The organism is Bacillus salipaludis (genome assembly GCF_004358205.1).
This window is the reverse complement of sequence record NZ_SMYO01000037.1, coordinates 1-13,249: the sequence shown is the minus strand read 5'-3', so window position 1 is coordinate 13,249 and position 13,249 is coordinate 1. Positions and strand designations below refer to the sequence as shown.

Here is a 13,249-nt window from a genome sequence, read left to right as displayed (position 1 = left end):
ATTAAGTTACATTCAGTTTGTTCCTCTGAATCCATAAAAAAGGCTGCAAATGCAGCTGATAATTTCCTTAACCCAAGCAGCAGTTAGAGAAATAAGATGCAGTAACTTTTTTAGAGTTAGCGCAATCCATTATATTTTTGTTAATATTACAAAATGTAAGAATAATACACCAAAGGGTTGGGGCCTAAACTGGTATCAACCTGATCTATTTTGATTGATTGTTGATTGTTGCTGTTGTCAATCCTGCTGGTGCTGTTATGCCTGAAGTCTATTTTTTTGCAACGATTTAATAACCTCGACTAGCCTTAACTTAATTGTGCTTATCTTCCATAAAAGATTTGAACTCCAAAATCCCTACTCCCTTAAAAAACAATAAGACCAACAACTTCTCCTCACTTACTCCTACTGGCAAAAACAATTAGAAACATAACAAAAACACCTAAGATAAATACACCTATATGAAACCCAATATTCCAAAACAATGGGAGTGAGCACCTCCTCTATAAATGATTAACTATATAGTACAACTTACCCCCTATATAGAGATACTAGAGATCAATTAACTACAATACTACCACTTCTACTATCTAGATATACCACCTCTTAATTTAATAACTCAAATTTTAGTTTTGAAATTAGAAACTTTTAAGGAGAAAGAGAAAGGTTAATTTGGTTACAAAAAATCGAAGAGATTTGGAAATGTAGTAGTTTACAACGAAGGTCATCAACAGGATAAGGTAGTTCATTTCAAATTGTCGGGTCAAGGTTGCCAAGTTTTAAAACCAAAAACATAGCAACCGCTGTTTGCTATTGTTTTTGCTAATGGTCGATGTTCTCATTTAGACGTGCCAATTGATGCTTTTGAAGGTTATTTTAGAACTTTCAACTATTATTTCAAAAATTCAAAAGGCAAAACGATTTACTTCGGGGCTAATTCTTTCGACATTCAAATTCGTATGTATGATAAAAAACTTGAACGTGAGGGGAAAGGGAAAGAAGTTAATATATCGTCTCTGTTAGATAAAAAAAGAGACTCCTTTGAGCCTCCAGTTAGCCTACTGTCTCAATCTTCCTGACAGCCTTGAAAAAAATATTCAACATTAGAGATTTAATTAGTCATAAAAAGTCACGTTTAAAGAACCATAGTCTGCATTTTGTGGCGTTATTTTAAGGTAAAATTCAGCTGTATTGTCGGAACCATCAAGGGCATCACTGATGTTTTCCCATACTAACTCTCCTCCATGCCCATACACAGTTCTGGCACTTCTTACTAAATCGTCGGGATTATCTGGATCGTATTCCCATAATTCTACTGAAAGATAGCCTGCATCTCCGTAGAAAGCTGCCTTAAAATTTCCTCCATGAGAATCAACGTGTATAGATTTTACTTGGTTTTTTCCATCTAGAATTATTTGATCAAAACCTACCTTCTGCCACCCACTCGTAGCAAACGCTCTATTAGAAAGTGGGGAAAATAAAAGTGCAATTGAACATATACTAGCCATTGTAATGTATTTAAACTTAGATAACATATTAAAACTCCATTTCTATAATAATTTAATAAAAGTATCTTAATATAACAAACTTGTAAAAATGTCAAAAACCTTACATAATAAGGCAAATAATAAAGAAAAATTATAATTGTAATTAACTATCTTTTATTCTTGTTAAAATTAAATAAAAAGCATATGTAATTATCAACCAAGACCTTCGGTATAAACTGTTTCTGGAGACCATGCCTTGGAAGTTGTTGCTATAATACATTTCTGCAGTACATGTCCACTCCAAAGTACTTCATCCTCATTATTAAGCCCATACTCCATCACTTTTACTTTTTAATCAATTTAACTGTAGAACTCCAGTCATTTTAATCTAAAAATTCCCCCCAGTAGATATTCAAATTCGGGATCCGGTATAAAAGTAGTTTTATCACCTATATAAATCTTTCTACTATACTTACCACTTGATTGTCAGCCGTCTGGATTAGATATAGCTACCGATTCACTGGTAGACGCAGCTAAAAATGAAACAGTTATTGGTAGTATAAGATTTTATTTAAACATTCGCTCTAAGGGGGATTGCAAAAACACCCTCTAACCTCCCTTTCAATTTCTTTTAATATGGTATAATATGTATTGAGACCATACATATAATACCAATTCAGTAAACTATTCGCAACATAATTTTTACATAAATATTACATTTAAAATTAAAATGAATAAATATTGCTAATATAATGCTGCAATAAAAAACTGACTAACTGAAAAGGATTAGTTAAGGGGGATTTTCGTTGGAGAAGGAAAAAATATTGAATCATTTGGATCATGCAATAGAAAAGCAAGTACCGGATGTTTGGGATGAAATTAAAAATCGGGTACATAAAATGCAAGAACTGAAGTATGATTCTAAAGGGAATAAAATTAAAGATAATTCTTGAAAGTTCGACTTATTATTTGTAAAATCGTGGTACCCCTACTGGAAATATGATTCTGTTTTAAGGCTGTTAATTCCTTTCCTGAGAATAACAGTCTTTTTTATTTAATGTTGCTTTGAAATAAAGTTTGATTTAACCGTTTTATAAGGGTAATTGTAAAGAAAACACTCCAGTTAGATTAATAAGCAACAGATCTGAAGTTCATCCAATGTAACAAAACATCCATTTTGTTACATTTCCCATTTTCAAAATAATTTGATTTTACGCACAAATGTTTGTATAATAAAAAATTAACGATCCGGTGACATTCTACTAAAATGATTATTTGATTAAGCAATCCAGCAATGAGTTGTCGAATTTTATCTAAAAAAATATTAAAATACCAAACACTTTTACTTGACAAGTCTTTTTATTATGATATATTTTATTTAAGGGTTTCTTGCGATACATAGTCTGAGATCTAATATAGCAACGGGCTTTATTTTTAAAAATTTTGTTCCCTTCTATATTGGTAGAGGATAATTTTTAAAAAATAGGGGGACAAATGAAAAAAGGACAAAAAAAAGACCGTAAGTGTCCTTGCAGAGGACAACCTACGGCATGATTAAAATGTTATGTAAAATCCGTCCGCTTGCTTTGTGCGAAAAAGCAAACATATAAAAACAACTCATAATATAAATATCATACTTAGGTTTCCTCCGCAAGCGAAAAATATAATTAAAACCGAGGAGGAACCAATCATGAAAAATAAAAACAATAGTCATGATGATAACAACAAACAAAAAAACACCGAGGGTAAAGAATGGATCTGTCGTCCATGGATTACTCTCCGAAACGGCCAACGTTTATACGCTAGCGCTGTTGGAAAGAAAGCTTTTTGTTTCTGGGCTAAACCTAAATCAAGTTAATTTTTAAAGGAGACCTCAGCGGACGGGGTCTCTTTTTTAGTTTTAGGATAATGTCTATTAAGTTACATCTACCTACACCTTTTCGTTTGTTCATACAAAAAAATGCGACCGCAGCTGAGTCTGTTTAAACATTAACTTTTTCTATAAAAATTACGCACAAAAAAAGAGATAATTAAAACCACCTCTTTTTTACACTTATTTAATTCCCAATTCCTCTAAAAAATTATTTAGAGCTGAGTATTTATATAAAGGCTCTCGCTTTTGTCGATTCTTTCTTGCAGCTTTTTTAAAACCATCTATATAATCTATTGCTAAATTTTTTATTACCTCGAAATTATCCTGCATCGTATTCCTTTGTTTTGCTGAAATTTTCGCTTCATCAATCCTATAAAGAGAAGGTTCATTCACTACGATAATTTTTCTAAAATCTAAGCCAGCATCTGGTTTGTTTTCAGACGGTACAGGATAACAAGCTTTTTGAAACAAAGGATGTCCAGGCATACCAGCTAAATCTCTTCTTAGAGGAATTAAAAATGTATTATTTTCATATTCCAATTTTAAACAAACATAAACCCTAGTTTCTCTGGCAGCCTTACCTTTATTTTTATCTAACACTTCTTCTGGATCAAGAAAATCCTGTTTAAAAAAGTCATTTAATACAAAGGCATACTCCACTTTTCGTTCTTCATTTGATTGATTTTCTTCTAACATTATTTCTACTTCTTTTTCTAGTTCCTCAACCGAAACTGCTTCTCCCTTTTGTTCCATAAGTTACAAGTATCCCCCCATAAAAAAGAGAGCGCCAACAGCGCTCCCTTTGAGTTTACATTTTCAACTTTTATTTTTAGCCAGGGAAAATTGCCAAAACCCTCAAACATTTTCGATTTAATTATTTAGCCAGGGTATAATCGCCAAAACCCTCAAACATTTTCGATTTAATTATTTAGCCAGGGTATAATCGCCAAACCCTCAACATTTTCGATTTAATTATTTAGCCAGGGTATAATCGCCAAACCCTCAAACAGTAACTTACAGTTATAGTATACCCTAAGAATTTAAAAATGTTAAGAATATCGTTTAAAAATTTTTTGAATTACTTTTTTTATTTTGCAAAAGATAAAATAAAAATCTTAATTAGTCAATAATCCTTTATCTGTCACATATTGAAATCCAACGCCTTTTTCTATAGCCTATAAAATTTATCTTGTTCAAATAGTATTTTCACTTACTAAACAAGCGAGCGAAAAAGCCTTTTTTCTTTTCTTCTTCCTGAGCAGTTGCAATCTCTAAACGTTTTTCTTCCATTGTTTGATTGATACTTTGCATTAATATCCGATCGCGTCGTTCAATTGTGTCACTCATTTTTAATTCAAAAGCTTTAAACATGGCTTCACGCTCTTGTTCAATAGCTTTCATTACGGTTTCTTCAACAGCAGATTCAATCATCGATTTCAATTCACGCTTAGATAACGCTATTTTCTCATCATTTTCTTCATTATTAACAATAACACTTAGCGTTTTTTCTGCGTTTCTTCGTTCCTTGTGCTTAGTCGCAATAAGTTTTGTTGCGTTTTCCATTGATTGTCCGTTATCTAGAATTATTTTTAATTCTGATAACGCCTGAATATCGCGTTCATAATAGATCCTTTGGTCTTTATTATTTCTTTCAAATATGTATTCATATTTTTCTAATTCAAGTGACCAACGCCTTAGTGTATTAGGATTTATATTTAAATGGATTGCTACTTCTTTGGATAACGTACCAAATTCATTTGCGTTTTCCATGCGTTTATTCACCTCTTGTGTATCATTCTACTCTATTTTATCTAAATCCTCTAAGACTAGATCAAAAATTGTCCTCATATTCTAATTAACTATTATTGAGCATGAAAGGATTTTTAAAGGGTTAAATGTAATTTAACAGAAAAAACTACCTAATGTTTTGTCCATGGTACCGGACCGAAGGGAGGATAAGGAATGGACAAGTACGGCTGTCGAACATTTATGGGGTGACCCTCTTGGCCTTTCCCAAAATTCATTTTTGGGGACGCCTACCGGCGAGGGGAGGAAGTTTCGAAACCTAGGTTTCGGACCGCCGGAGGCTCATGCGATCCAACGGGCTCCCGTTGGCGGGGTTTGGGCGAGGAGCCCAAGGTTTGGTTTTGCCATGCTTTGGCATGGCTTTCGGCTTGCCGAAACCGCCTCGCAGAGCTTACCATTTTGCCATGCAAAGTGTAGTAAGCTACACTTAAACTAGTAAAGTCCTTCGCTCAGACCCCGTTATCGTGCGTTATTTTGGGGTGGTGTTCTTGCCTTCGTTTTGCGATTTCTGTCTAGGAAAAATCCTTACGGATTTCTATTGCATATGACCGCAAATAGGAGAGAATTTGCTACGCAAATAAAAGGTTACTCAATTTTAATGTTATGTCTGTTTTGAAAATCTTATCGTCCCACTCATACCAAGGGGGGATCGGCTCCTGTTTCGTCTCGTGACCAGCAGAAGACCTCGCCTATACTACGTAAACATAGCCGAGGTCTTCTGCTACTGACGAAAGGCGGAGCCAATCCCAGGTACTGAGTGGGTGATGAAAGAATTTTAGTGTCTTAGGTTAGGAGGTATGTTGTTTGAGTTTTGCTGTCATTCATATGAAAAAATTAAAAGGTCCGGATGTCAAAGGGATCCAGATTCATAATCAACGAGAAAAAGAGAGTCATAGTAATTTTGATATCGATAAAGATAGAACGTACTTAAATTATGATTTATTAAATGATTCCAAGATTAATTATACGGACCGGATTCAAAAAGAAATCAATGAGCGTTATACCGGTACGAAAAAGATCCGGAGAGATGCTGTGAAACTTTGTTCGTTTCTGGTGACGTCCGATAAGTCATTTTTTGATGGTCTTCCCCCTGAAGAGGAGAAGCGCTATTTTCAGGAAGCCTTAGGGTTTCTCCAGGATCGATACGGAAAAGAAAACATTCTTTATGCCATGGTTCATAAAGATGAAAAAACGCCCCATATGCATGTAGGAATGGTACCGATCACGCCGGACGGCAAATTGGCAGCCAAAGCGTTTTTTGGCAAGAGATCCGAGTTGCAGCAGCTCCAAGATCAATTTCACGAACATATTGTAAAAGCTGGCTTCTCTTTGGAACGTGGAATCTCCAGTGACAAAAAACATGTCGAGCCAAAACGCTTTAAAGCGATGTCAGTGAGAGAAGAAATTCAATCCCTTGAAGGCCAGCTGCAAGAGAAACAGGAACAAAAACAGCAAATTGACTCCTCCATCAAGGAGATAAAGGGTCGCTTAAGCGACCTTGAAGGCGATTTAAGCGGGATTACCAAACACGGACTTATGATTGATCAGATTGAAACGAAAAAGCCTTTGACAAGCCGTGACAGCGTTCTAATCAAGCAAGATGATTTTATTCAGCTTCAACATACAGCGAAAAAGGTTCCTTTGCTTGAACGCCAGGTAATTCAAGTAAACAATGAAAATCAGCATTTAACCCAAAAAATATCTGGATTAGACTCCGAAAATCGTCAATTAAGACAAGAAAATAAAGAGTTAAAAGCTGAAAACAGCAAGCTTAAAGCCATGTTGGAAAAAGTTCAAACGTTTTTTAGAGAAAATCAGCTGTTTTCACCGTTTAATGAGTTTTTACATAAGTTTTCCAAGAACAAAGAGAAGCAATCGGAAATCGAACGGTAAGGAAAAACACTTAAAAATCCCATCGGTGCCTAGATGGCATTAAAAGGCCTGTACAGCGTTTTTGAATTTCCCCTTTATTTTACTTCGATATTTTTATAAAAGGCTGCTTATAAGCCGAAAATAGAAGCCTAACATATAATTCAAAAAAGAATACCGCCATTTTTTATGGATTAAAAGTTGGTCCGCACATAGCGGATCTTTTTTATGCTCTTAAAGGTAAAAGTAATACATAACCGATTCAATAGCATAAAAAACGACCCAACCAACCATACATAAAACAATCAATAAAATACCTTGAGAAAATATAAACTTCATATATGTTCTCCTTTATGTATTTCAGTTAATTTAATGGAAACTTGATTTATTCTACTAGCCAATTATAAAACGGTACCGGTTCTGGTTTTTTAATTCCTAATGCATCTTGAATAAACTTAGAATTTTCTTCTTGTTGCCGTTGTTTAAGGGCTTGTTGTCGTCTATTTTCGGCGTATAAAGATTGCCATTCTAATGACCGGACAATTCGGTCTATGTAACTTGATAAGTATTTAATTCGGGTTCCTTTATTAATTGAATCATTTACTCGATTTACTACATATTCAACAATTCTATTGTTGCTTATATTAATATCTCTTTCTTGTTTTTTAGGTAAACAATAGGTAGAAATTTTTTTTTGCCCTTCATCCTTACTCTCACAAGGAGTTTTAGCGTTTTCTGTTTGGAAATCTGTTTGGAAATCCTCTAAATTTATGCCAAGCAGCTCCACCCAATAGTGAAAGTATGGATGATTTACAAATAGGTAGATGGGCCTTCCTCGGCCGTTACAGCGTTTCGTCCTTCTATGTACCTTGATGACTTGTCCTAGTTCTTCTAGTTCCTTTAATCTGTTTCTGACGGTCCGATCACTGATATCATGCCGTTTTGCCAGATATTCATCACCAGCATAAACAAACCCCAATTCCGTCCCTAAAAAACAAATCATATCAAAGGCTTGTCTCGTACCTTCTTTAAATCGATTCCACTTGTCTCCTAATACCTCCTGAATACGATCCAAAAGGCTATATTTTACTTTTTTCTTCTCTTTTCCGGTCGTTACATAGGGATGATAAGAAATCATTTGATTAAATTGATCCGTTTCAACGAAATATGTCATGTCTCTGTCTCCTTTTTCGGAAACAAAAAGAACGCTGCCTGTCGTAAAAAAAATGTACGACAAACAACGCTCTACAAAAATAGACAGTAGTTTCCTCTTGAAAAAACTAGTTTTATCCCTTAAAATAAGGGCATAATATAGTTAAAACAAGAGTCTTTGAGCAGGTGTTTGTCGTGGGTAAGCACGACGGACGTTTATAGGGTGCTACCAACACCACTATAAAACGCTTGAGGCTCTTTTTATTTTCCGTTCATTTAGTTGCTTTAATTATAAACTGTTAATTCTAGGGAAGTCTAGTAAATTTAAAATAATAGGTACCGACTTTTGTATATAACTACCTCTATTAGTCAATAACAATACTAATTAATCCTCTAGGGAGGTAGTTCAAATGAAATGCAGGTATTGCAGTAAAACGATACGAAATACAAAGGATTCTCAAAAAAGGCTGGGACTCTGTGTAAAGTGTTATAACTTCGATAAGAAGTGGGTTAAAGAAGGCATTAAATATTCCAGGGCCAAATAAAAATCTCCTTGCCATCCGGCCGGGAGATTTTTTCAGTAATAAACCTTGTTATTGATGACTGTAGGACGAACCTTATATTCTTCTACTTTATTAAACTTTTGTTGCAGCCAATCCAACACATTAGGCGAATCTAAGGCGATCCTCAATAGCTGATCAGACATTTCCGATTTCGTCATTCCACAGCTTGTGGCTAACCTGGATAGTTTTCTATCATACTCGTTATTAATGGAAATGCTGAACCGGACACACCTTTTACCACCTAAGTTTCGTTCTTTTGCTGCCTCCGAACGGTTTTTCAATAGACTCATTATAATTCCCTCCTTGCTTGATATATCTATATTTTAAGGTGGTTCACTGCACCGGTGAATCAACTTGATACATATCTATGATTGTCCGTTTGTATTCAGAACAATTTAAAGTACAATCTTCCTCTCCCTTTCTCTTCTCAATTACCCTCCTTTAATTTTTCTTTAGGTTTTTCAAGACTTGAAACTACATCAGTGATGAAGTGATTCAGTGATTCACCAGTAGGAGGGAAGGGAATCTAATTTGTTTACCTTGAATGCAGAAAGGCGGAAGCTTTTCTGCAACTTACCTCTTTTTTGTATTTTGAAATCATATACCAAATCAAGGAAGGGGAAACGTACCATTGAAGAGTCATTTTTACTTTTAAAAAAAGAAGAAAGTAATCGCAAGAAAAAAACCCAAGTAAAGATTATCACTTGGGTCTTGATTAAAATTTCATTAGCGATTTTGTTTTATATTTCTAAACTATTTATTTTCATTTGATATTTAATGAACTAATCCAACTTCTATACTGTTCTTCGGAGTGTTCTCCGATAAATCGATTCTTTTCTTTACCACTTTGGAAGTTAATTACAGTTGGTGTACCTATAATTTTATATTTATCCCATAACTCTTCATGTTCATTAAGGTTTACTTTATATATATTAAATTCCTTGGAAAGTCTATTCATGATAAGTGTCGTTGATTTACAATGACTACAGTCTGGTGAAAAAAAATAAACTAGAACCTGTTCTTGATTATTTATTTTAGTAATAACATCTTGCGTTTTTATAATAGTTCTCGGTTCACTTCTAGAAAAGGCGGAATTTTCCTTAGCAGAACTACGCATAACATTAGAGGTAACAATACTAGCAACCACAAAGAAAGATATAATAATGGTAAAAGAAATAATTAGTTTCCTCATATTCTTACTTCTCCTCTCTCTCTAGAAATATTGATACTCCAAATAAAGATAATTATAAAACTTAAAAATGATAACAACGGAATATTGATAAATCCTGCAATATCAAATGTATTTGAATTACACGAATGTCTCCCACAAATGCTTGTAATCTCTAATTTTGGAAATTTAGTTATTGAATAATGGTAAATCGAAATTATAAGACCTATTCCCGAGAAAAATAATATATATTTTGCTAAGTTGGCATTTTTTTTAGCGACTGCGATTGCAGAAAGTATAACAATCGGGTACATACAAGCTCTTTGATACCAACATAAATTACAAGGTACATATTTTAGAATTTCAGAGAAGAAAAGGCTACCTAATGTTGCTGTTAAAGAAGTAATCCAAATAAAAAATAATCGAGTATTTTTTTTATGTTCCACAAATATTCCCCCTTTTTATGTATTACGTTTTGAATATTATGAATAACCAAGCTAAATATGTATATAATTTCAAGTGCAGGAAAAATATGGTAAAAAGGGGAGTGTTTTAGTAATGAGAAAATTTCTTACTGAAAAAAGATTATTTGCCTTACTGCTTGTGTTCGCAATAATGATTGGAATTGTTCCAATGAAAAGTTTTGCAAAAAATGGTGTAAACGAGAAAGAGTTTTTACAAATGATAAAGAATGACGCTACATATCAAAAATATGAGAAGGCATTACTCTCTAAAAAACCAATCCTTGTAAATCCGGCTAAAGACGAAGATGGAAATCAAATTGGTTATATTGCGCAGTATGAGGTAAGTTATGGGTATGATACAGAAGCTAAGAAAGCCGATAAAGTAAAGTTCACATCCGTTTTAACTTTTATTTACAATTTTGATAACGATAAGTTGAGTTCAGGTGTTCTGGATTATAGTAGGATCATCGATAATAAATCTGTATATTATGTGGATTTCTCTAAAAATAATGAGGAAACTGCATTTCCTATAACGAGCGATGATGAATTGCAAAGTTATATTGATCGTGCACAGGCAGGATATAAAGATTATGAAAAAGAGGTAAATAAACAAAGGGAAGCACAAGCAAAAAAAGATAAAGACTTGGGCTCCATTCAACCACTTGCTTCACAAGTTTGTTGGGTCTGTACACAGTATGCGTCAGATGGTGGAACGTATGATCACGCATGTGAAAAAATGATAGGCGTATCATGCCCTTATTTATCAAAAACTATATATGGTAAGTTATTTTGTACTGCTATGTTAGTCGTAGGTTGTTACATTCCTAAATACCAATATTGTGCATCTGGAGGTTGGTATACAACTTGTCCAATACAATCATAATGGAATAAACTGTTTACTTTTCCAAATAAACCAAGGTAAAATCAGGATAAAGGAGGGTATGTATGATTAACAAGGCACTTTGGTTTATAATTATGGGAATCATTACAGGACTTTGCTTCAAAATTATATTTTCAGTATTACCTAATAACTTGTTACAATCAATTATTCTTTTAGTAATCGTTTCTCTTTATGTTTTTCTTCACAGGCTATCTAAATTTAAAAGTAAAAGAGAATATTATATTTGCTATCTATTAGCTTCTTTAGGATTCCTTGTTATATCATATTTACCAATTTTTTCATAAAACTAATATGTAAGAGCCCGTTTTTCTCCAGGGCTCTTATTTAATTTATTTGGGAGCCAACCAGCAAAATACGGAAACGTACGCTAAGACTATTACCAGAAAATCAGAAGATTATTATGTAACCTTTCACGCTATTAACGTTAAAGGTTTTAAAAATTTTTACGCTTAGTCCATCCACCTAGAAAGGGGATTTTATCACCGTCAAAGACGGCCTCTATATCTCCAAAGTGGAAAAATTCCTCTGTGTCCGGATCATCATCTAATACAGCCCAAAAACCTACCCTTTCGTCCTCTAATTTTGTTATATGACCATGATAGTAAATATCCTCTTCAGCTTCTTCTTTAATGGTCCAATACTTAACAACAATCGTCACATAGTCACCTTCCTGATAAGGGAAATCCGTTAAGCCTGGACCGTATATGCTGCCGTCTTTGTACTTTACTTTCATTGTCCCCATCTCCTTATAACACAAAGTTTTTCATGTTATTTTCTATCTCTTCATCACTAACTACACATCATCTTGGTAAGATGACGTTAAGATTTTTCTTTCCAAAAGTTTTCAACTTCTAATTCCTCATCTATCATTTTCTTTAACTGTGTTTCATCAATATATTGAGGACCATTAATTAGAACGTTTAAAGCCTCTCTATATGTATAAGTTGCTTTAAAGGATGGGCAATCAGAAAGGGATTCGTACTGTTCACTTTTCCATTCTGTTTTTAATTTCTCATATTCAATTTCAAACCATGTTCTCAAACTATTAATTGCATGATCGTCTACTGTCATTTTTAAATTCCTCCTATGTTGCCAATTTTGTACTTTACTTTCATTGTCTTCGTCTCCTTATAACACAAAATTTTTCATGTTATTCTCTATTTCTTCATCCGTTATTCCGATATATCGTAAAGTAATTTCGGGGTGTGAGTGGTTAAGGATGGTTTGTAATTCAGCCACATTTTTAAACTGTTTGTAATGCCAATAACCAAACGTTTTCCTCATGGTATGGGTTCCGATCCCATCCGGAATATCCACCATTTTCGAGGCCTTATTGAGCTGCCGGTAAGCCTGGATCCGGGAGATAGGCTTATCCCCTTTACGACTAGGAAACAGCCATTTTGTTCCCTCCAGCGTCCCTACATAATCATTTAATTCACCATAAATATTGGTTAAATAAATGATCCTGGGCTTTTCTGTTTTTCCTTCCTTCACTACGATTTTCTTTTTCTTCTTTACATCCTTCACTTTGAGTGTCAAAAGATCACTCACCCGAAGTCCCGTATTGATCCCTAACAGGAATAAGATGTAATCCCGTTCTCCGCAAAATCGTTTAATCGACCACTTTAGGTCATTAATTTCTTCATAACTTCGGATGGGCTGAACGTCCTTGATTTCACCTTTTTTGCTTCTCATAAGCCCTCCTGATTAACATAGTAAAATAGCTAATCTCAATGTAACATATTTTTTAATTTGTTACATAATAAAATGATAGAGTTTAAGTCTAGTATTTCCAACAATTCGAATGTAACTTAATATCTATTAAGTTACATTCAGTTTGTTCCTCTGAATCCATAAAAAAGGCTGCAAATGCAGCTGATAATTTCCTTAACCCAAGCAGCAGTTAGAGAAATAAGATGCAGTAACTTTTTTAGAGTTAGCGCAATCCATTATATTTTTGTTAATATTA

At 33.9% G+C, this 13,249-nt stretch carries 14 protein-coding genes; 4 read left to right on the top strand and 10 right to left on the bottom strand.

The window, feature by feature from the left end; genetic code table 11:
- Positions 1-1,112 precede the first annotated feature (1,112 nt).
- The gene (locus tag E2K98_RS28790) at positions 1,113-1,532 is read right to left on the bottom strand and encodes a hypothetical protein (RefSeq protein ID WP_133340255.1); all 420 of its coding nucleotides are present in this window, start codon (positions 1,530-1,532) and stop codon (positions 1,113-1,115) included.
- Positions 1,533-2,290: 758 nt separating this feature from the next.
- Between E2K98_RS28790 and E2K98_RS31345 the strand changes: the two genes are divergently transcribed.
- Together E2K98_RS31345 and E2K98_RS31340 are read left to right on the top strand one after the other, a co-directional pair.
- Positions 2,291-2,437 (top strand): hypothetical protein, encoded by a 147-nt coding sequence (locus E2K98_RS31345; RefSeq protein ID WP_165976424.1) that lies wholly within the window; start codon positions 2,291-2,293, stop codon positions 2,435-2,437.
- Between the two features lie 737 nt (positions 2,438-3,174).
- Positions 3,175-3,342 carry a hypothetical protein gene (locus E2K98_RS31340; protein WP_165976423.1) on the top strand — a complete coding sequence of 56 codons (168 nt, stop codon included), beginning with the start codon at positions 3,175-3,177 and terminating at the stop codon, positions 3,340-3,342.
- Between the two features lie 195 nt (positions 3,343-3,537).
- On the opposite strand, the gene E2K98_RS28785 is transcribed toward E2K98_RS31340, so the two are convergent.
- Together E2K98_RS28785 and E2K98_RS28780 are read right to left on the bottom strand one after the other, a co-directional pair.
- The gene (locus E2K98_RS28785) at positions 3,538-4,110 is read right to left on the bottom strand and encodes a hypothetical protein (protein WP_133340253.1); all 573 of its coding nucleotides are present in this window, start codon (positions 4,108-4,110) and stop codon (positions 3,538-3,540) included.
- Between the two features lie 453 nt (positions 4,111-4,563).
- Entirely contained in the window at positions 4,564-5,127 is a 564-nt protein-coding gene (locus E2K98_RS28780; protein WP_133340251.1) for a MerR family transcriptional regulator, read from the bottom strand.
- 840 nt (positions 5,128-5,967) lie between these two features.
- Between E2K98_RS28780 and mobV the strand changes: the two genes are divergently transcribed.
- Positions 5,968-7,056: a MobV family relaxase gene (gene mobV, locus E2K98_RS28775; protein ID WP_133340249.1), complete on the top strand. Its 1,089-nt coding sequence runs from the start codon at positions 5,968-5,970 to the stop codon at positions 7,054-7,056.
- Positions 7,057-7,417: 361 nt separating this feature from the next.
- On the opposite strand, the gene E2K98_RS28770 is transcribed toward mobV, so the two are convergent.
- From E2K98_RS28770 to E2K98_RS28755, 4 genes are all read right to left on the bottom strand, one after another.
- The gene (locus tag E2K98_RS28770; protein ID WP_133340247.1) at positions 7,418-8,206 is read right to left on the bottom strand and encodes an HTH domain-containing protein; all 789 of its coding nucleotides are present in this window, start codon (positions 8,204-8,206) and stop codon (positions 7,418-7,420) included.
- A 555-nt stretch (positions 8,207-8,761) separates the two neighbouring features.
- On the bottom strand, positions 8,762-9,037 hold the full coding sequence (locus E2K98_RS28765) for a hypothetical protein (RefSeq protein WP_133340245.1): 276 nt from the start codon (positions 9,035-9,037) through the stop codon (positions 8,762-8,764).
- A 473-nt stretch (positions 9,038-9,510) separates the two neighbouring features.
- Complete coding sequence (locus tag E2K98_RS28760) at positions 9,511-9,939, bottom strand: thioredoxin family protein (protein ID WP_133340243.1); 429 nt, start codon at positions 9,937-9,939, stop codon at positions 9,511-9,513.
- Complete coding sequence (locus tag E2K98_RS28755; RefSeq protein ID WP_133340241.1) at positions 9,936-10,361, bottom strand: disulfide oxidoreductase; 426 nt, start codon at positions 10,359-10,361, stop codon at positions 9,936-9,938. The genes E2K98_RS28760 and E2K98_RS28755 overlap by 4 nt, the downstream gene beginning before the upstream one ends.
- 112 nt (positions 10,362-10,473) lie before the next feature.
- Between E2K98_RS28755 and E2K98_RS28750 the strand changes: the two genes are divergently transcribed.
- Positions 10,474-11,262: a hypothetical protein gene (locus E2K98_RS28750; protein ID WP_133340239.1), complete on the top strand. Its 789-nt coding sequence runs from the start codon at positions 10,474-10,476 to the stop codon at positions 11,260-11,262.
- A gap of 451 nt (positions 11,263-11,713) precedes the next feature.
- Here the strand turns inward: E2K98_RS28750 and E2K98_RS28745 are convergent, their stop codons facing one another.
- The 3 genes from E2K98_RS28745 to E2K98_RS28735 all read right to left on the bottom strand — a co-directional run bounded on the left by E2K98_RS28745 (position 11,714) and on the right by E2K98_RS28735 (position 12,975).
- Positions 11,714-12,013 (bottom strand): hypothetical protein, encoded by a 300-nt coding sequence (locus E2K98_RS28745; RefSeq protein WP_133340237.1) that lies wholly within the window; start codon positions 12,011-12,013, stop codon positions 11,714-11,716.
- 86 nt (positions 12,014-12,099) lie between these two features.
- Positions 12,100-12,351 carry a hypothetical protein gene (locus E2K98_RS28740; protein ID WP_133340235.1) on the bottom strand — a complete coding sequence of 84 codons (252 nt, stop codon included), beginning with the start codon at positions 12,349-12,351 and terminating at the stop codon, positions 12,100-12,102.
- A 57-nt stretch (positions 12,352-12,408) separates the two neighbouring features.
- Entirely contained in the window at positions 12,409-12,975 is a 567-nt protein-coding gene (locus E2K98_RS28735) for a tyrosine-type recombinase/integrase (RefSeq protein ID WP_133340233.1), read from the bottom strand.
- Positions 12,976-13,249 lie beyond the last annotated feature (274 nt).

What these genes read in the sequence shown, in the direction of transcription:
- E2K98_RS28785 (WP_133340253.1), bottom strand. Translation starts at nt 4,110, where the DNA reads ATGGAACAAAAGGGAGAAGCAGTTTCGGTTGAGGAACTAGAAAAAGAA.
- E2K98_RS28780 (WP_133340251.1), bottom strand. Translation starts at nt 5,127, where the DNA reads ATGGAAAACGCAAATGAATTTGGTACGTTATCCAAAGAAGTAGCAATC.
- E2K98_RS28745 (WP_133340237.1), bottom strand. Translation starts at nt 12,013, where the DNA reads ATGAAAGTAAAGTACAAAGACGGCAGCATATACGGTCCAGGCTTAACG.
- E2K98_RS28735 (WP_133340233.1), bottom strand. Translation starts at nt 12,975, where the DNA reads ATGAGAAGCAAAAAAGGTGAAATCAAGGACGTTCAGCCCATCCGAAGT.
- E2K98_RS28740 (WP_133340235.1), bottom strand. Translation starts at nt 12,351, where the DNA reads ATGACAGTAGACGATCATGCAATTAATAGTTTGAGAACATGGTTTGAA.
- E2K98_RS28790 (WP_133340255.1), bottom strand. Translation starts at nt 1,532, where the DNA reads ATGTTATCTAAGTTTAAATACATTACAATGGCTAGTATATGTTCAATT.
- E2K98_RS28770 (WP_133340247.1), bottom strand. Translation starts at nt 8,206, where the DNA reads ATGACATATTTCGTTGAAACGGATCAATTTAATCAAATGATTTCTTAT.
- E2K98_RS28750 (WP_133340239.1), top strand. Translation starts at nt 10,474, where the DNA reads ATGAGAAAATTTCTTACTGAAAAAAGATTATTTGCCTTACTGCTTGTG.
- E2K98_RS28765 (WP_133340245.1), bottom strand. Translation starts at nt 9,037, where the DNA reads ATGAGTCTATTGAAAAACCGTTCGGAGGCAGCAAAAGAACGAAACTTA.
- E2K98_RS28760 (WP_133340243.1), bottom strand. Translation starts at nt 9,939, where the DNA reads ATGAGGAAACTAATTATTTCTTTTACCATTATTATATCTTTCTTTGTG.
- E2K98_RS31340 (WP_165976423.1), top strand. Translation starts at nt 3,175, where the DNA reads ATGAAAAATAAAAACAATAGTCATGATGATAACAACAAACAAAAAAAC.